Origin of the sequence: Pseudomonas fluorescens, assembly GCF_001307275.1 — a bacterium.
Classification (GTDB): domain Bacteria; phylum Pseudomonadota; class Gammaproteobacteria; order Pseudomonadales; family Pseudomonadaceae; genus Aquipseudomonas; species Aquipseudomonas fluorescens_AA.
On sequence record NZ_CP012831.1, the window covers coordinates 1,552,143 to 1,570,578 of the forward strand.

Sequence of the window (18,436 nt, forward strand, 5' to 3'; positions counted from 1 at the left end):
TTGGCGCTCCGGCGCCCTGTAGTGGATGGCGCATGTGCGCCGGCGAATAAGGTGTTAAGCCCCTGCCATGAAACCATCGCTAGTCTTGAGAATGGGCCAGCAGCTGACGATGACACCGCAGCTGCAACAGGCCATCCGCCTGCTCCAATTGTCGACCCTGGACCTGCAACAGGAAATCCAGGAGGCCCTGGAGTCCAATCCGATGCTCGAACGCCAGGAAGAAGGCGACGACTTCGATAACACCGACCCGCTGGCCGACAACGTCGAGCAGAAGACCAATACCGAGATCCCGGAACCGTCCTACCAGGAAACCGCCCCGACGGTGGATAACCTCGAGGATGGCGAATGGAACGAGCGCATCCCCAACGAGCTGCCCGTGGACACGGCCTGGGAAGATGTCTACCAGACCAGCGCCAGCAACCTGCCCAGCAGCGATGACGACGAGTGGGACTTCACCACCCGTACCTCGGCCGGCGAAAGCCTGCAAAGCCACCTGCTGTGGCAACTGAACCTGGCACCGATGTCCGACACCGATCGCCTGATCGCCGTGACCCTGATCGATTGCATCAACAACCAGGGCTACCTGGACGAGACCCTCGAAGAAATCCTCGAAGCCTTCGACCCCGAGCTCGACATCGAGCTGGACGAGATCGAAGCCGTCCTCCATCGCATCCAGCAATTCGAACCGGCCGGCATCGGCGCCCGCAACCTGGGCGAGTGCCTGCTGCTGCAACTGCGCCAGTTGCCTGCCAAGACGCCATGGCTGGCCGAAGCCAAGCGGTTGGTCACCGATTACATCGACCTGTTGGGCGGTCGCGACTACAGCCAGTTGATGCGACGCATGAAGCTCAAGGAAGATGAGCTGCGCCAGGTCATCGAGCTGGTACAGAGCCTCAACCCGCGCCCCGGCTCACAGATCGAATCCACTGAACCTGAGTACGTGGTCCCCGATGTGATCGTGCGCAAGCACAACGATCGCTGGCTGGTGGAGCTCAACCAGGAGTCGGTGCCCAAGCTGCGGGTCAACGCCCAGTACGCCGGCTTCGTCAAGCGCGCCGACACCAGCGCCGACAACACCTTCATGCGCAACCAGTTGCAGGAGGCCCGCTGGTTCATCAAGAGCCTGCAGAGCCGCAACGAAACCCTGATGAAAGTGGCCACCCAGATCGTCGAGCATCAGCGCGGCTTCCTGGAGTACGGCGATGAGGCGATGAAACCGTTGGTCCTGCATGACATTGCCGAGGCAGTGGGCATGCACGAGTCGACGATTTCCCGGGTGACCACCCAGAAATTCATGCATACCCCCCGAGGCATCTATGAATTGAAATACTTTTTCTCCAGCCATGTCAGCACCTCCGAAGGCGGCGAATGCTCGTCCACGGCCATCCGCGCGATCATCAAAAAACTGGTGGCCGCGGAAAATCAGAAAAAGCCGTTGAGTGACAGCAAGATCGCTGGTTTACTGGAGGCACAAGGCATTCAGGTGGCCCGCCGTACCGTCGCCAAATACCGCGAATCCCTCGGGATCGCGCCTTCGAGCGAACGCAAGCGGTTGATGTAACAGGCCACGCCACAGCGTTCCAGTGGCAGGCATTTCTGCCTGCCGCTTTATGCACTGGCAACGAAGGAGAAGCTGTATGCAAGTCAACATCAGTGGACACCAACTGGAAGTGACCGAACCCCTGCGCACCTACATCGGCGAAAAACTCGACCGGTTGGAGAGGCATTTCGACAAGATCACCAACGTGCAAGTCACGATGAACGTCGAGAAGCTGCTGCAGAAAATCGAAGCCACGCTGCATATCCCCGGCGGAGAAGTGGTCGCCAACGCAGAGCACACAGACATGTATGCCGCGATTGACCTGCTGACCGACAAGCTGGATCGCCAACTCAAAAAGCATAAGGAAAAGACCCAGAGCCTCCTCCAGGGCGCGACCGGTCGTTAACCCCCCCAATCCATGATCCGACTAGAAAAGATCCTGACCCCCGGCCGTTCCCTAGTGAACGCGCCGGGCGGCAGTAAAAAGAAAGCCCTCGAACAAACTGCCAACCTGATCCACCGCGAGGTACCGGATCTGGGAATGCAGGACGTCTTCGAGGCGCTGGTTGCCCGTGAAAAACTCGGTTCCACCGGTTTTGGCAACGGCATCGCCATTCCCCATTGCCGCCTCAAGGGTTGTACCGCGCCCATCAGCGCACTGTTGCACCTTGAAGCTCCCATAGATTTCGACGCCATCGACGGCGCCCCGGTCGACCTGCTGTTCGTATTGCTGGTTCCGGAAGCGGCGACCGATGCGCACCTCGAGCTGCTGCGCCAGATCGCCAGCATGCTGGACCGCAAGGAAGTGCGCGAAAAACTGCGCAGCGCGCCAAGTAACGAAGCTCTGTACCAGGTGGTCCTGGACGAGCAGAACGGTCATTAAACATGCGCATGATCATCGTCAGTGGCCGCTCCGGCTCCGGTAAAAGCACGGCCCTCAACGTGCTTGAGGACAGCGGCTACTATTGCATCGACAACCTGCCCGCCGGCCTGCTGCCGGAACTGGCCGAGCGCGCCCTGATCCACACCGAGCTGGCGCAGCCGCTGGTGGCGGTGTCCATCGATGCGCGCAACCTGCCGAGCCACCTGTCGCGCTTTCCCGAACTGCTCGAGGAAGTGCGCAGCCGGCATATTCAATGCGATGTGTTGTACCTGGATGCCGATGAGGAGACGCTGCTCAAGCGTTTTTCCGAAACCCGCCGGCGTCACCCGTTGAGCAACGCCAACCGCTCCCTGGCCGAAGCCATCGAGGATGAAAGCCAGCTGTTGGGGCCGATCGCCGACCTGGCGGACCTGAAGGTCAACACCACGCACCTGAACCTGTATCAGTTGCGCGACACGATCAAGCTGCGCCTGCTGAACCAACCGGAGCCGGGCACGGCGTTCCTGGTGGAGTCGTTCGGCTTCAAGCGTGGCATGCCGGTAGACGCCGACCTGGTGTTCGATGTGCGTTGCCTGCCCAACCCTTATTGGAAACCGGAACTGCGCGAGCAGTCCGGGCTCGATCAGCCGGTGATCGACTACCTGGCCGCACAGCCGGACGTCGAGGAAATGTACCAGGACATCTCCAGCTACCTGCTCAAATGGCTACCCCGCTTTGCCGCCAGCAACCGCGCCTATGTCACGATCGCCATCGGCTGTACCGGCGGTCACCACCGCTCCGTCTACCTGACCGAACGCCTGGGTCAGCTCCTGCAACAATCCCTGAAGAATGTCCAGGTTCGCCACCGCGACCTCAGCTAAAGGATTCACACCGCGATGCCTGCTCAGGAAATTGAAATCATCAACAAGCTGGGTTTGCATGCCCGAGCGTCGGCCAAGTTTGTCGGAGTCGCGGGACAGTTCAAGGACACCACCATCAGGGTCGGCCGCACGCCGGAGTCCACGGTCGATGGCAAAAGCATCATGGCAATGATGATGCTCGCCGCCGGCAAGGGCACCAAGATCCACCTGAGCACTGAAGGGGATCAGGCGCAGGAAGCGATGAATGCCTTGGTAGACCTGATCAACCGATACTTCGACGAAGGCGAATAACGGCCCCAGGACTCGAATCGAGCTTGTTGTGGCAACGGGATTTTTTGTGGGAGCAAAGCTTGCTCGCGATGGAGGCGACTCGGCAACTCCGAAACCGAGGCGCCTGTATCGCGAGCAAGCTTTGCTCCCACTGATCCCCTCGCCACAGATAATAAATCCCTTCTCCGCAGGTGTCGGTGTTCTCAACGCCTTCGCTGTCACGCCAACGCCGTATCCAGCACCATCATCAGGCAAAACCCCACCAACAACCCCAGGCTCGCCAGTTTCTCGTGACCATTGCGGCGGGATTCGGGAATGACTTCGTGGGTCACCACCAGCAGCATCGCCCCAGCCGCCAACGCCAGGCCCAGGGGCAAGAGCATCTCGGCCAGGCTCACCAACCAGGCGCACAGCAGCGCGAACACGGGCTCGACCAACCCTGACGCCGCGCCAATCAGGAACGCCCTGACCCGCGACATGCCCGCCGTGGCCAGCACCAGTGCGATCACCAGCCCTTCAGGGACATCCTGCAAGGCGATGCCCATCGCCAGGCTGTCGGCATCCGGCATGCCGCCGCCCGCCGACACGCCCACCGCCATGCCTTCTGGAATGTTGTGGGCGATGATGGCGAACACGAACAACCAGATCCGCGGCGCAATGATCGGGCGTCCCGGTGCCGCCACCAGCCTTTCGGGGCTGGCCGAAACCTTGCGGTCCACCAGGTACAGCCCGAACGCCCCCGACAGAATGCCAAAGCAGATAAGGCCGCTGGCCGCCCAAGGCGTGAATCCCAACTGCTCGGCCGCGGCAATGCCCGGCACGATCAGCGAAAACGCCGTGGCCGCGAGCATCACTCCGGCACCGAAGCCCAGCAGCGAATCGCTCACGGCCTGGGGCATGCGCCGAATGACCAGCACCGGCACGGCCCCCAGCGCGGTGCCCAAGGCACAAAGTCCGCCGCCCTGAAGGGCTCGCAACAGCCTGGGCTCCAGGTCCAGCCACGCCAGGCCCTGGGCCGCCAACAACGTCATCCCGGCCAACAGCAGCAATGACCCCAAGGCATAGCGGAACATCCGCCCGCTTCCAATCGCCAGTGTTTGAGTATCCATAGTCAGCCTTGGAGGGTGTTCATGAAGGACTCGACGCCAGCGCCGCCTGATAGCGTCGGGCGACTTCAGGCCAATTGATCACGTTGTAGAAGGCGCTGATGTATTCCGGACGACGGTTCTGATAGCGCAGGTAATAGGCATGCTCCCAGACGTCCAGGCCAAGAATCGGCGTGTTGCCATTCATCAGCGGACTGTCCTGGTTGCCGCTGCTTTCCACCACCAGGGTCTTTTGCGGGGTCACGCTCAACCACGCCCAGCCGCTGCCGAAACGAGTCAGTGCCGCTTTGGTGAACGCTTCCTTGAAACGCTCGATACCACCCAGTTGCGCATCGATCGCGGCCGCCAGGGCGCCCTCGGGCAGGCCGCCGCCCTGGGGCGTCATCACCTCCCAGAACAACGAATGATTGGCATGGCCACCGCCCTGGTTGATCACCGCCGCCTTCAGGCTGGGCGGCAACTGCTCCACGCTGGACACCAGTTTTTCGACGGGCCATCCGGCGTATTCGGTGCCGTCCACCGCCGCGTTGAGGTTATTGATGTAGGTCTGGTGGTGCTTGGTGTAGTGGATCTCCATGGTTTGCGCATCGATGTGCGGTTCCAGGGCGTCGTAGGCGTAGGGCAATGCAGGCAAGGTAAAAGCCATGTTCAATGAACTCCATGATGAAGAGGGGCATTGCGCTGCCGGGGCGTAGCGGCATTGCAATGCAGCAGGCGCTGGGTGCGTGGGTACTCACCGTGCTCGCTGATGAAATTCAGCAGTTCGACGTAGGTCTTGTGGCTCTGGCGCTGAGCGGCGGCGCGCAGGGCCGGAGCCAGGCGTTCGTCCTGCATCGTCTGCAACAACCGTTGGTGGATCGCACACAAGTATTCGGCGCTCTCCTCCGGCTGGTTCAGGCGCAAGTGCAGGTCCGCCAGGTTGTGATGGGAGACGACGCAAGCAGCGACCGCTTCGTCGGCATCCGCCCAGCGCTCGAACAACACTTGGGCCAGCGCCAGGGCTTGCAGGTAGGCTTCGCGGGCATCCACCAGCTCGCCCAGCATGAAACAGCGATTGGCCCGTTCGATCGTACGTTTCCAGTGTTCCATGGTGAGTCCTCCACACAGGTGTCGGGGTTACACGCCGCCAGCGGTGAGCTTCTCCGGGTCCAGCAGGACTTCGAGTTCGCTGCGAGACAGGTCGGTGTGTTCCAGGGCGACATCGATGACTGGTCGGCCTTGCTGATAAGCCTTCTTGGCGATTTCAGCGGCCTTCTGGTAACCGATGATCGGATTCAGCGCGGTCACCAGGATCGGATTGCGCGACAACGCCTCCTTGAGCCTGGCTTCGTTGACCTTGAACGTGGCGATGGCCTTGTCCGCGAGCAAGCGGCTGGCGGTGGACATCAGGGCGATGCTGCTCAGCAGGTTCTGGGCGATGATCGGCAACATCACGTTCAATTCGAAGTTGCCCGATTGACCGGCAATGGTGATCACCGTGTCATTACCGATCACCTGGGCCGCGACCATCGCAGTGGCTTCAGGAATGACCGGGTTGACCTTGCCGGGCATGATCGAGGAGCCCGGCTGTAGGCCTTCGAGTTCGATCTCGCCCAGGCCCGCCAGCGGCCCGGAGTTCATCCAGCGCAGGTCGTTGGCGATTTTCATCAGCGACACGGCCGTGGTCTTGAGCTGCCCGGAAACCGCCACGGCGGTGTCCTGGGAGCCGATCAGCGCGAACAGGTTCTTGCCCGGGGTGAATTGCACCTGGGTCAATTGCGTCAGTTGCTGGCTGAACAACTCGGCGAAGCGTGGATGGGCATTGACCCCAGTGCCGACCGCCGTACCGCCCTGGGCCAGGGATTGCAGGCTCGGCAGCAGGTCCTGCAAGTGGCCGATATTGGCCTTGAGCTGTTGCGCCCAACCGTCGAGCACCTGGCTCAGGCGCACCGGCATGGCGTCCATCAGGTGGGTGCGGCCCGTCTTGATAAACGGGTGGACTTCTTCGGCCTTGCGCTCGATCACCTGCACCAGGTGCAACAACGCCGGCAGCAGTTGCTCATGCAAGGCCAGCGCGGCGCTGACATGAATGCTGGTGGGGATGATGTCGTTGCTGCTCTGGCCGCAGTTGACATGGTCGTTCGGGTTGATCGCCTCTCCCAGCAGGCCGCTGGCGAGGGTGGCGATCACTTCGTTGGCGTTCATGTTGGAGCTGGTGCCGGAGCCGGTCTGGAAGATATCCACCGGAAAATGATCCATGAAACGGCCTTCGAGCAGCCCCAGGGCGGCATCGACGATGGCCTTGCCCTGGGCCGCACTGATCTGTTCCAGCTCCACGTTGGCCCGGGCGGCCGCAGCCTTGGCCAGGATCAGGGCGCGGATGAACTGCGCCGGCATGCGCTGGCCGCTGACCGGGAAGTTATCCACGGCACGCTGGGTCTGGGCGCCATAGAGGGCGTCCACCGGGACCTGCAGCTCGCCCATGCTGTCGCGTTCGATACGGGTATTACTCATCGGGAGATCCTTGCACCAGTTCAATAAGGGGAATCGATGGCGCCAGGGCGCAGGTCGCCAGCGCCCAGGCATGGCTCTGCCAGCGCTTGAGGCGGCAGCGGCACAGTGATTGGCGTTCGAGGTCACGCAGGGGGCGCCAGGCCTGGTCGAGGCAGAGGCTGCGCCAATGCCAGGGCAGCGCGACATCCGAGGCGGTGTCGAGCAACAGGCGGAAGGCGGTTTCGGAGATCATCCACGGCGAGGTGGCGGTGCAGCAGGCCAGATAGCGGCCCTCGGCCAGGTAGTGCTCGATCAACCGCGGCTCGTCCGGGTTCATCGCGCAACGGATCTGACGGCTCATCCAGCGCCAGCTTTCAAGGTAGGGTTGTTCGTGCAGGGCAGAACTCATGACCGGGGCTCACTCGGCGAATGAGATTCATTATTAGATGATAATAAGAAGCAACACAACTGTAAGTCGGTACAAAATTCACCGTGGTGAGGGAGCTTGCTCCCGCTGGTCTGCGAAGCAGACCCTGTCTACCAGGGCCTTCACGTCTTTCGCTGCTGTTGAGATTTTTGCGGCTGCTGCGCAGCCGAGCGGGAGCAAGCTCCCTCGCCACAGGGGTCTGCGAACATAAAAAAAGGCGCGTCACCCCATGGATGACACGCCTTTTTTCTGCGATTGAGGGTCAGCTACCCGCCACCGTCATCCGCTCGATCAGTACCGAGCCGGTGCGGATGTTGCTGCGCAGTTCCAGGTCATTCCCCACGGCCACGATCTGCTTGAACATGTCGCGCATGTTCCCGGCGATGGTGACTTCCTGGACCGGGAACTGGATCTCGCCGTTCTCGACCCAGAAACCCGCCGCGCCACGGGAATAGTCGCCGGTGACCATGTTCAGGCCGTGGCCCATCAGTTCCGTCACCAGCAGGCCCCGGCCCATGCGCCGCAGCAGGGCGGCCTGGTCTTCTTCGCCATGGGTCACGAACAGGTTATGCACGCCACCGGCATTGGCGGTGCTCGGCATGCCGAGTTTGCGCCCCGAATAGGTGCCGAGGATGTAGGACACCAGCTCGCCTTTTTCCACGAACGGCTTGGCATAGGTGGCCAGGCCATCGCCATCGAACGCCGAGCTGCCCATGGCCTGCATCAGGTGCGGACGCTCGTCGATGGTCATCCATTCCGGGAACAGTTTCTGGCCCAGTGCGCCTTCGAGGAACGACGATTTGCGGTACAGGTTGCCGCCAGACACCGCCGACAGGAAGCTGCCGAACAGGCCACCGGCCAGCTCGGCAGAAAACAGCACTGGCACTTCGCAGGTCGGCACCGGCCGTGCACCCAGGCGGCTGGCCGCCCGTTGCGCGGCTTTCTGGCCGATGCTCACCGGATCCGCCAACAAGGTGCCCTGACGGTTGACGTCGTACCAGTAATCACGCTGCATCTGGCCGTTGGCTTCGGCGATCATGACGCAACTGAGGCTGTGGCGGGTCGATGCATAACCGCCGATGAAACCGTGGCTGTTGCCGTAGACGCGGCAGCCCTGGTGGGTATTTAGCGTCGTACCGTCGGCATTCTTGATCCGCGAGTCGGCATCGAACGCCGCCGCTTCGCAACGCAGTGCCTGTTCGATGGCCTGTTCAGGGGTGATGTCCCAGGCGTGAAACAGGTCGAAGTCCCGCAGTTCCTTGCACATCAGCGCGGCATCGGCCAGGCCCGAGGCTTCGTCTTCGGAGGTGTGCTGGGCAATCGCCAGTGCCGCGGCGACGGTTTCGCGAATAGCGTCCGGGCCACTGGCCGACGTGCTGGCCGAGCCTTTGCGCTGGCCCACGTACAAGGTGATGCCAAAGCCCTGGTCGCGATTGAATTCGACGGTTTCCACCTCGCGCTGGCGTACCGACGTCGACAGGCCCTGCTCCAGGGACACCGCCACCTCGCACGCACTGGCGCCTTGTCGCTTGGCCTCGGCGAGGATCTGCTCGACTTGTTCCTGCAGTGCCGGCAATGCTTGCGGGCCGACGCTTTGAACTGCACTCATGGTGTTCTCCACTCAAATTCTGTTTTCGGTGATGGCCATCGAGCGACCGGGCCGGACAAGCGGCCCCCGACTGGTTATCATGGCGGCGTTTCTTTGCGGACTGCCACCATGGTTGATTCTTACGACGACTCCCTCTACGAGGGTGAAAAAAGCAAATCCCAGGTCAAACGCGAGCTGCATGCTCTGGTTGACCTCGGCGAGCGCCTGACAACACTCAAGCCTGACTTGCTGGCCAAATTGCCTTTGACCGACGCCTTGCGTCGGGCCCTGGCCGATGCGCCCAAGCACACCGCGAATATCGCGCGTAAACGGCACCTGCAATTCATCGGCAAACTGATGCGCGATCAGGACACTGACGCCATCCTGGTGCTGCTCGATCAACTCGATGCCTCCACCCGGCAGTACAACGAACGCTTCCACAACCTGGAGCGCTGGCGCGATCGCTTGATCGCAGGCGACGACGGCGTGCTGGAAAAATTCGTCATCGACTACCCGGAGGCCGATCGCCAGCAATTGCGCTCCCTGATCCGTCAGGCCCAGCACGAACTGGCGCAGAACAAGCCACCGGCTTCGAGCCGTAAAATCTTCAAGTACATCCGTGAGCTGGACGAGACTCAACGCGGCTTGCGCTGATCGCTCACTGGCTCACCAAACCCTTGCCGGGGTAGCAATTACCGTGGCGAGGGAGCTTGCTCCCGCTCGGTTGCGTAGCGACCGCATTGGGGCTACTGCGTAGCCCAGCGGGAGCAAGCTCCCTCGCCACGGTGATTCACGCAAGCCCCTGAATATTTTCATGCGCCCGTGCCACCCACGGTAATCGCATCGATCTTCAGGGTCGGCTGGCCGACGCCCACCGGCACCGATTGCCCGTCCTTGCCACACGTCCCCACCCCGCTGTCCAGCGCCAGGTCGTTACCGACCATCGACACCTTGCTCATCGCCTCCGGCCCGTTGCCGATCAGGGTCGCACCCTTGACCGGCGCGGTGATCTTGCCGTCTTCGATCAGGTAGGCCTCGCTGGTGGAGAACACGAACTTGCCGCTGGTGATGTCCACTTGGCCGCCGCCGAGGTTGGCGCAATAGATGCCTTTTTTCACCGAGGCGATGATTTCCGCCGGGTCGCTTTGGCCACCCAACATGTAGGTGTTGGTCATGCGTGGCATCGGCAGGTGCGCGTAGGACTCACGACGGCCGTTGCCGGTGCGGGCCACGCCCATCAACCGGGCGTTGAGCTTGTCCTGCATGTACCCCTTGAGCACCCCGTTTTCGATCAGCGTGGTGCATTCGGTTGGCGTGCCTTCATCGTCGACACTCAGGGAGCCACGACGCCCGGCCAGGGTGCCGTCATCAACGATGGTGCAGAGTTTCGAAGCGACCATTTCCCCCATGCGCCCGCTGTAGGCCGAACTGCCCTTGCGGTTGAAATCGCCTTCCAGACCGTGGCCCACCGCTTCGTGCAGCAGCACACCGGACCAGCCGGAGCCGAGCACCACCGGCAATGTGCCGGCCGGGGCCGGGATGGCTTCCAGGTTGACCAGGGCCTGGCGCAGCGCCTCACGGGCGTAGCCCATGGCGCGGTCTTCACTGAGGAAATAACGGTAATCGGTGCGCCCGCCACCGCCATGGCCGCCACGCTCGCGACGACCGTTCTGTTCGACGATCACGCTGACGTTAAAGCGCACCAGCGGCCGTACGTCCGCCGCCAGGCCGCCGTCGGTGGAAGCCACCAGGATCCGCTCCCAGACCCCGGCCATGCTGACCGACACCTGCTGGATGCGCGGGTCGAGGGCGCGGGTGGCGACGTCGATGCGCTTGAGCAATTCGACTTTCTCGGCGCGGCTCATGACTTCCAGCGGGTTGTCCGGGGCATAGAGCTGCGCAACGTCCTGGCTGGTGAACGCCTGGACCGTGCCATTCTGCCCGGCGCGGGAGATCGAGCGGGCCGCACGGGCCGCAGCGCCGAGGGCTTCGAGGGTGATGGCGTTGCTGTAGGCAAAACCAGTCTTTTCCCCGGACTGGGCGCGCACGCCCACACCCTGGTCGAGGTTGAAACTGCCTTCCTTGACGATGCCGTCTTCCAGCGACCAGGACTCGGAAATCTGGCCTTGGAAATACAGGTCGGCGGCATCGATGCCCGGGCCGGCCAGGTCGCCCAGCACGCCTTGCAGGCTTTCAAGCGTCACGCCGCCAGGGGCTAAAAGGTGTTCACTGACTGAGGATAACAACCCGCTCATATGTTTTACGCCTTGAATTCGTCGTCTTGGACAGGCCGCTGTCGAGCGCCCTGCGAGAAAAAGCGCCGATGGCTGGCCACCGGCATGCGCGCCCGGATGGACGCTTGTTCGCTGCTGTCGCGCTCGGCCACCAGCACGGCCTCGCCTTGATCCTGTTGTGCCAGCACGCGGCCCCATGGGTCGACAATCGCGGCATGGCCAAAGGTTTCCCGAGGCCCCGGATGCACGCCACCCTGGGCGGCCGCCAGCACGTAGCACTGGGTCTCGATGGCCCGGGCGCGGATCAGCACGTCCCAATGGGCCGCGCCGGTCACCGCGGTAAACGCCGACGGTGCCGTGATCAACTCGGCCCCGGCCGCCCGCAGCTCGCTGTAGAGCTCCGGGAACCGCAAGTCATAACAAACCGTCAGGCCCACCCGGCCGACGGGAGTATCGGCAACCACCACGTTGGCACCATAAGCATAGTCATCCGACTCGCGATAGCGCCCGCGATTGTCCGCCACATCCACATCGAACAGGTGCAGCTTGTCGTAGCGCGCCACAATCTGGCCCTGGTCGTCGACCAGCAACGAACAGGCATGGGACCTGGCCTCGGGCTGGTCCACCGGCGGCAACGGCAGCGTGCCGGCCACAATCCATAACTTGAGGTCACGGGCGACCTGTTTCAACCACGGCAGGATCGGTCCCTGACCAAAGGCTTCGGCACGACCGATATCGGCAATGTCCCGTCGCCCCATCGCCGCGAAATTCTCCGGCAGCACCGCCAGCCTCGCGCCGCCGGCGGCAGCCTGCTCCAGCAGCACCCGGGCACGGGCCAGGTTGGCGAGCACGTCGCTTTGGCTGACCATTTGAATCACGGCGACTGGCATGGAGCTTCCCTCATTTTTTGCATCATTCCCCTGTGGGAGCGAGCTTGCTCGCGATAGCGCAGGATCAGCAAAGGAAATGTGACTGATACACCGCTATCGCGAGCAAGCTCGCTCCCACAGGGGTTATCCCATCGTCTGTCAGAACGGCTTGTCGAAGGTGATCTTCGGCTCTTTCCACGGCCCCTTGACGTCGTATCTTACGCTGGCAAAACGCGCCACGCGGTCGCCAATCAGCTTGTCGATCAGAAACAACGCCCCACCCACCGCCGGTGCACCGACGATCAGCGCGGCGATCGGCAGGTTGTTGGTCACCGGCAACGTCACCAGCAGCTTGGCGTCGACGCGGTCGGCCACCATGTCCAGCGTGCCATTGAGCTCCAGGTTGCTCGACGGCCCGGTCAGGGTAATGGGCTCGCGGGTCACGTACACCCCGTCGCTCGCCACCAGCAGTCCCTTGACCCGGTCGTAGCTCAAGCCCTTGCCGAACAGGTCGGAGAAGTCCAGGCGCAAGCGTCGGCCGATGGAGTTGAAGTTCAACAGGCCAAATACCCGCAACGCCTGGGCGCTGCCTTCGACTTCGACGAACTGGCCCTTGGTCAACGACGCGTCGAGGCTGCCGGAGAAGCGCTTGGTGGCGACCCACGCCGGCGAACCGGGCCAGCGACCATCGACATCCAGGCGGAAGGCCTGGCTGGTCACGCTCGGTGCGAACCCCCAGCCCTTGAGCACATCGCCCAGGTTCTTGCCGCCGATCCGTCCCTTGTACCAACTGCTGGTGGCGCCAGGGGTACCTTCCCAGCCGCCGCTGCCGTTCAACACCATGCCCTTGAGGCCCATGTCCAGGTTGTTCAGCGCGATGCCCTTGGCGGTCGGTCGCACTTGCAACGACCACGCGCCGATGAGGTCAGGGCCCTGGAACAATTGGTCGATGGCGATATCCATCGCCGGGATCTTGCCGGGATCGACCGACGCCAACGGGTCCGGAGCGTTTTCATCGGCCTGGACCGTCGGGTCTGGGGCCGGCAGGCGAACGTAGTCAAGCTTGATGCCAATCGGAGCGGCCTTGGCGTCCGGCAGGCTGACATTGCCTTTGGCCTGCTGGCTGTCGAGCCGCAAGGCCCAGGCGTTCGGCTTGCGATCCAGTTGCACCGACGCCTGGTCCAGGGTGGTGCCCATGGCCGTGAGCTTGCCGACGGTCAGATCGACGCTGCTGAGCAGTTGCTTGGCACTGCCACCCGGATCCTGGCCGGCGTACTTGTTCACCAGGTCCTGCCAGGGACTTACGTCCAGCTCCGACAATGTGCCGCGCAGTCGCAGCCCCTTGGCCCCAGGCAGCACCGCATCGCCGGCGCCCAGCAGCAACTCGCCGCGACCGTCAGCGACTTTCCCGCTGGGTGCGGCGTAAGTGAAGCTGGCCAGGTCACCATAATCGACCCAATAACGCCGCTCCGGCCCCTGCAGGGTCATGCGAAACACCGTGTCACGCCCGACATCGGCGGCCATGCCGAAGGGGGCCGGCAGGTCGACGGCCACGCCCTTGAGGCTGGAGCTGACCGACAACTGGCTGTCGGCGCCGTCGAGGATCACTTGCAACTGGTAGGGCACGACGCCCGATACCGGCAACGGTTGGGTGACGTTCAGCCAACTGGTGAGCTTCTTGATCTCCACCTGCCCGGACGCGGCGACCCGCGTGTTGAGCGCACCGGCACGGCCCTCGGCGAAAATCTGCGCGGTCACGGGCCGGTCGAATGCCCGGGCGCTGATGCCCTTGCCGCTCAGGCCCTTGTTGCTGTCGAAGCGGAAATCGCCCTTGAGCTGGGTCAGTTCCAGCGCCGGCTCGCTGAGCTTGAGACGAGCCTGGTCAGTGGCAAAGTCCACCAGGATCTTCGGTTGCTCGCCTTTGACCAGCGGGATATCCAGCTTCACGCTGCCTTTCAGGTCGCCCTCGCCTTCCCAGCCGGCAAACGTCTCGGCGGTCCCGATCGGTGCGCTCTGGAGGATTTTCAAACCATCGCCCAGCCCACCGGCGAACCCGCCGTCCAGCAGCAGATGAGAGCTCTGGCCGGTCGGTACATGGGGAATGTTCACCGAAACATCCTTGACCTGGGTATCGAGCAACTGCCCCTGGCTGGCATAGATGCGCACGCCGCTGTCTTCGACGAAGACATCGCCGCTGACCTTGCTGACCGAAGGCCAGCCCGGCTGGAACGCCAGTTCGGCGTCGTGCACCTTGAAAAACAGGCTGATGCTGCGCGCCGCGTCCCCGGCACCGTGATTGAGCGAGCCTTGATACTGGAAAAAACCCTCGTCCACCGCGCCCTTGACGATGGCCGTGCGCAACCACTCATCCAGCGCCGGACTGAGGACCGCCGGCAGGTACTTGGCGGTGTAGCGCCCGTCACCGTCCACCAGGCCGACCCGCAGGTCCATGTAGTCTTCCTGGCTGTGGTCCAAATGCAGGCGAATCAGGAAGTCGCCGGCAATCCGGCCTTCCTCGCCCAGCACCTTCAGGTAGGGCGCGATCAGGGTGAAGCTTTGCTTGTCGAGCTTCCAGGTCAGCCGGGCATTGGCCTGCAAGTACTGCCAGGGCTTGGCGAAGATCGGGTCCAGGTGCAGGGAAAAGTCCTTGCTGTCCATGCGCAGTTCGCCGCCGCCCAGGTCGCCGCTCAGGCTCCCGGAGACGTTGCGCGCCGCCGGAGCGCCGCGATAGGCATCAAAGCCGACGGTGTCCAGGTTGGTGGCGAAGCTGACTTTCTGGTCACCGGTGTTCTGCGGCCGGTAGTCCAGCAGCACGTTGCGCAGGCCACCGGTCACCTTGAGCCGATCAATCGTCGTGGCCAGGCCTTCGGGCAACGGCGCCAGGGCATTGAGCAAAGGCGTGAGCGGGGTCAGGTCGAGGCGATCGGCCTGCAGGTGCCAACGCTCCTCGGCCTGCTCGGTGGCGGCGGTTTGTTGCAGTTGCAGGTGCGATTCCCAGCGGGTCTCGCCCAGGTTCATCGCCAGGGAATCGAAGGTCGCGGTGAACCCTTGGCTACCGCGCTGGAAATAAGCGTTGAGGGCCAGGTTGTGAATCTGTACCGGCTTGCGTTCGCCGTAGGCGCCCTGGAGCTGCGGCGCGTTCAGGCGCATGGCCGCGCTTTGCACCGTGCCCTCGCCCCAACTGAGCCAGAACTCACCACCGGCCTGGATCCGGGAGAAATTCCATTGCTGGGTCAGGCGTTTGGGCAGCCATTTGGACCAGTCGCTTTGCGGCAGGCTCAAATAGGCATCGGCCTGGCCGTTCTTCCAGTCGCTGGCGCGCAGGCGGGTGCGCAGGTTGATCGCCACCGGCTGCCCGTCAGGCAGGGTCAGGCGTGCGTCCAGGCGCTGGCGGGTGGTGCCGGTACGCAGGCTCAAGCCGACGTAGGTCAGGGTCAGCGGCGGTTGCTCGACGGGTTGCAAGGTCACCTGGCTATCGAGCACCGAGAACTTGGAGACCACTTGCATGCGTTCGAGCAGTTGCTGCGGATCGAGGGGCTGCTCGTCCTTCACCGGCAGGCCTTCCAGCGCCCACTTGCCGTCGGCGCCCTCCTTGAGGCTGATCTTCAGGCCACTGACTTCCAGGTGGGCGATGCGCACCTGACGCGCCAGCAGGCTGCCCCACAGGTCAGGCACGGCCCGCACCTGGTCCAGGTGCAAGGCATTGGGGCCCTCGCCGACCACCACGTCGCGCGCCGCCAGGATCGGTGCCAAAGCGTCCCAACTGCCGTCCAGGCTACCGATGTGCACAGGCATGCCCAAGGCGGCACCCGCGCGGGTCTCGACCTCGGCGCGGTATTCGGCCACCAGCGGGACCAGCTCGCGACCGAGGCTGACGTACAACGCCAGCAACACCAGCAACAGGGCGCAAAGCCCCAGCCCCCAACGGGTCAGCGTCGCGATCAAGCGTGTCAGACGCTCCATGTCAGTGGGCTCCCCTGGCAAAGATAATCAAATCCGCGGGCCCGCCGCTTCCCAAGCTCTTCAGAGCAACACCACGTCGTATTGTTCCTGGGAATACATGGTTTCGACCTGGAAACGAATCGTGCGTCCGATAAACGCTTCCAACTCCGCGACATTGCCTGACTCCTCGTCGAGCAGGCGATCCACCACTTTCTGGTTGGCCAACACTCTATAGCCGGTCGCCTGGTAGGCGCGCGCCTCCCGGAGGATTTCCCGGAAGATTTCGTAACACACGGTTTCCGGGGTCTTGAGCTTGCCGCGCCCCTGGCAACTGCTGCACGGCTCGCACAGCACCTGCTCGAGGCTTTCGCGGGTGCGCTTGCGGGTCATCTGCACCAGGCCCAGTTCGGTGATCCCGATGATGTTGGTCTTGGCGTGATCGCGTTCGAGTTGTTTTTCCAGGGTCCGCAGCACCTGGCGCTGGTGCTCTTCATCTTCCATGTCGATGAAGTCGATGATGATGATCCCGCCCAGGTTGCGCAGGCGCAGTTGGCGGGCAATCGCCGTGGCGGCTTCCAGGTTGGTCTTGAAGATGGTTTCTTCCAGGTTGCGATGGCCGACGAACGCTCCGGTGTTGACGTCGATGGTGCTCATGGCTTCGGCCGGATCGACCACCAGGTAACCGCCGGACTTGAGCGGCACCTTGCGCTCCAGGGCTTTCTGGATTTCATCCTCGACCCCGTACAGGTCGAAAATCGGCCGCTCGCCAGGGTAATGTTCCAGGCGATCGGCGATTTCCGGCATCAGTTCGGCGACGAACTGCGTGGTTTTCTGGAAGGTTTCCCGGGAGTCGATACGGATTTTCTCGATCTTGGGGCTGACCAGGTCGCGCAAGGTCCGCAGTGCCAGGCCCAGGTCTTCGTAGATCACGCTGGGGGTGGCGATGGTCTTGATCTGCGCGGCGATCTGGTCCCAGAGCCTTCGCAGGTAGCGGATGTCCATGAGGATCTCATCGGCCCCGGCCCCTTCGGCGGCGGTGCGCAGGATGAACCCACCGGCTTCCTTGATGCCTTCTTTTTCCACGCAGTCGCTGACCACCTGCTTGAGGCGCTCGCGCTCGGCTTCGTCTTCGATCTTCAGGGAAATGCCGACGTGGGCGGTGCGCGGCATGTACACCAGGTAGCGAGACGGAATCGACAACTGCGTAGTCAGGCGGGCGCCCTTGGAACCGATGGGATCCTTGGTGACCTGCACCACCAGGCTCTGGCCTTCGTGCACCAGCGCGCTGATGCTCTCCACGGCCGGCCCTTCACGCATGGAGATTTCCGACGCATGGATGAACGCCGCGCGGTCCAGGCCGATGTCGACGAAGGCCGCCTGCATGCCCGGCAGCACTCGCACCACCTTGCCCTTGTAGATATTGCCAACGATGCCACGCTTTTGCGTGCGCTCGACGTGGACCTCTTGCAGCACACCGTTTTCAACCACCGCCACGCGCGATTCCATCGGCGTGATGTTGATCAGGATCTCTTCACTCATGGCAGGGTCTCGTTCAGGCATGTTCACGATAATGGCCGCATCAAGTCAGACGGCGCTCAGCGCGCGCTCAAGGTTTGCCAACAGGGTATGCCGAAATGGCCCAGCAGTTCTGCGGTTTCGCACAGGGGCAGGCCAACCACGGCCGAATAGCTGCCTTCGAGCCCGGCGACGAACACCGCGCCCAGCCCTTGGATACCATAGCTGCCGGCCTTGTCCCGAGGTTCGCCGCTGGCCCAATAGGCCAGCGCTTCCTGTTCGGTGATGGGGCGAAAACGCACCCGACTGCGCACCACCCGTGATTCGCAGCTCGAGCCGTCCAGCACGGCAATGGCGGTCAGCACTTCATGGTCGCGACCAGACAGGCTCAGCAGCATGGACAAGGCGTCGGCCTGGTCCACTGGCTTGCCGAGAATCCGCCCCTCCAGCACCACGGCGGTGTCCGCACCGAGCACGCAGCCATCCACATCGGCGTCCAGGGCTCGCCGCCCAGCCTCGGCCTTGCCGCGCGCCAGGCGCTCGACATAGGCCGAGGGGGGTTCGTGATCCAGGGGTGTTTCATCGATGTCGGCGCCAATGGCGGTAAAGGGCACGCCGATCTGCGTGAGCAGCTCACGCCGACGCGGTGAGCCTGAGGCGAGGTAAAGCGGTTTCATCAAGACATCTCCCTCTCAAAGCACAGCCATCCAGACAAAAACAGCTTTTGTGG

General features: G+C 63.0%; 17 protein-coding genes. 6 read left to right on the top strand and 11 right to left on the bottom strand.

The window, feature by feature from the left end; genetic code table 11:
- Positions 1-67 precede the first annotated feature (67 nt).
- The 5 genes from AO356_RS07045 (at position 68) to AO356_RS07065 (ending at position 3,574) form a co-directional block, all read left to right on the top strand.
- Positions 68-1,561, top strand: a complete 1,494-nt coding sequence (locus AO356_RS07045) for an RNA polymerase factor sigma-54 (protein WP_060739158.1) — start codon at positions 68-70, stop codon at positions 1,559-1,561.
- 76 nt (positions 1,562-1,637) lie between these two features.
- Positions 1,638-1,946: a ribosome hibernation-promoting factor, HPF/YfiA family gene (gene hpf, locus AO356_RS07050; RefSeq protein ID WP_003178005.1), complete on the top strand. Its 309-nt coding sequence runs from the start codon at positions 1,638-1,640 to the stop codon at positions 1,944-1,946.
- Positions 1,947-1,958: 12 nt separating this feature from the next.
- On the top strand, positions 1,959-2,423 hold the full coding sequence (gene ptsN, locus AO356_RS07055; protein ID WP_060739159.1) for a PTS IIA-like nitrogen regulatory protein PtsN: 465 nt from the start codon (positions 1,959-1,961) through the stop codon (positions 2,421-2,423).
- A 2-nt stretch (positions 2,424-2,425) separates the two neighbouring features.
- Positions 2,426-3,283: an RNase adapter RapZ gene (gene rapZ / locus AO356_RS07060; RefSeq protein WP_018613998.1), complete on the top strand. Its 858-nt coding sequence runs from the start codon at positions 2,426-2,428 to the stop codon at positions 3,281-3,283.
- 15 nt (positions 3,284-3,298) lie between these two features.
- Entirely contained in the window at positions 3,299-3,574 is a 276-nt protein-coding gene (locus AO356_RS07065; protein ID WP_060739160.1) for an HPr family phosphocarrier protein, read from the top strand.
- Between the two features lie 197 nt (positions 3,575-3,771).
- Here the strand turns inward: AO356_RS07065 and AO356_RS07070 are convergent, their stop codons facing one another.
- From AO356_RS07070 to pmbA, 6 genes are all read right to left on the bottom strand, one after another.
- Positions 3,772-4,662: a ZIP family metal transporter gene (locus AO356_RS07070; protein ID WP_060739161.1), complete on the bottom strand. Its 891-nt coding sequence runs from the start codon at positions 4,660-4,662 to the stop codon at positions 3,772-3,774.
- A gap of 19 nt (positions 4,663-4,681) precedes the next feature.
- The gene (locus tag AO356_RS07075) at positions 4,682-5,305 is read right to left on the bottom strand and encodes a superoxide dismutase (protein WP_060739162.1); all 624 of its coding nucleotides are present in this window, start codon (positions 5,303-5,305) and stop codon (positions 4,682-4,684) included.
- Positions 5,306-5,307: 2 nt separating this feature from the next.
- Positions 5,308-5,748: a hypothetical protein gene (locus AO356_RS07080; RefSeq protein ID WP_060739163.1), complete on the bottom strand. Its 441-nt coding sequence runs from the start codon at positions 5,746-5,748 to the stop codon at positions 5,308-5,310.
- A gap of 27 nt (positions 5,749-5,775) precedes the next feature.
- Positions 5,776-7,152, bottom strand: a complete 1,377-nt coding sequence (locus tag AO356_RS07085) for a class II fumarate hydratase (protein WP_060739164.1) — start codon at positions 7,150-7,152, stop codon at positions 5,776-5,778.
- Positions 7,145-7,540: a hypothetical protein gene (locus tag AO356_RS07090; RefSeq protein ID WP_053118468.1), complete on the bottom strand. Its 396-nt coding sequence runs from the start codon at positions 7,538-7,540 to the stop codon at positions 7,145-7,147. The genes AO356_RS07085 and AO356_RS07090 overlap by 8 nt, the downstream gene beginning before the upstream one ends.
- A gap of 280 nt (positions 7,541-7,820) precedes the next feature.
- Positions 7,821-9,167, bottom strand: coding sequence for a metalloprotease PmbA (gene pmbA / locus AO356_RS07095; protein WP_060739165.1), 1,347 nt, complete (start codon positions 9,165-9,167; stop codon positions 7,821-7,823).
- 108 nt (positions 9,168-9,275) lie between these two features.
- Here pmbA and yjgA point away from each other — a divergent pair, with 108 nt between their 5' ends.
- The gene (gene yjgA, locus AO356_RS07100; protein WP_003197830.1) at positions 9,276-9,800 is read left to right on the top strand and encodes a ribosome biogenesis factor YjgA; all 525 of its coding nucleotides are present in this window, start codon (positions 9,276-9,278) and stop codon (positions 9,798-9,800) included.
- A gap of 158 nt (positions 9,801-9,958) precedes the next feature.
- Here the strand turns inward: yjgA and tldD are convergent, their stop codons facing one another.
- The 5 genes from tldD to AO356_RS07125 form a co-directional block, all read right to left on the bottom strand.
- Positions 9,959-11,401: a metalloprotease TldD gene (gene tldD / locus AO356_RS07105; protein ID WP_060739166.1), complete on the bottom strand. Its 1,443-nt coding sequence runs from the start codon at positions 11,399-11,401 to the stop codon at positions 9,959-9,961.
- 5 nt (positions 11,402-11,406) lie between these two features.
- On the bottom strand, positions 11,407-12,270 hold the full coding sequence (locus tag AO356_RS07110; protein WP_060739167.1) for a carbon-nitrogen hydrolase family protein: 864 nt from the start codon (positions 12,268-12,270) through the stop codon (positions 11,407-11,409).
- 138 nt (positions 12,271-12,408) lie between these two features.
- Positions 12,409-16,212, bottom strand: coding sequence for a YhdP family protein (locus tag AO356_RS07115; RefSeq protein WP_060739168.1), 3,804 nt, complete (start codon positions 16,210-16,212; stop codon positions 12,409-12,411).
- A gap of 60 nt (positions 16,213-16,272) precedes the next feature.
- Complete coding sequence (rng, locus tag AO356_RS07120; RefSeq protein WP_018613976.1) at positions 16,273-17,730, bottom strand: ribonuclease G; 1,458 nt, start codon at positions 17,728-17,730, stop codon at positions 16,273-16,275.
- A gap of 56 nt (positions 17,731-17,786) precedes the next feature.
- Entirely contained in the window at positions 17,787-18,383 is a 597-nt protein-coding gene (locus AO356_RS07125) for a Maf family protein (protein ID WP_060739169.1), read from the bottom strand.
- Between the last annotated feature and the right edge of the window lie 53 nt (positions 18,384-18,436).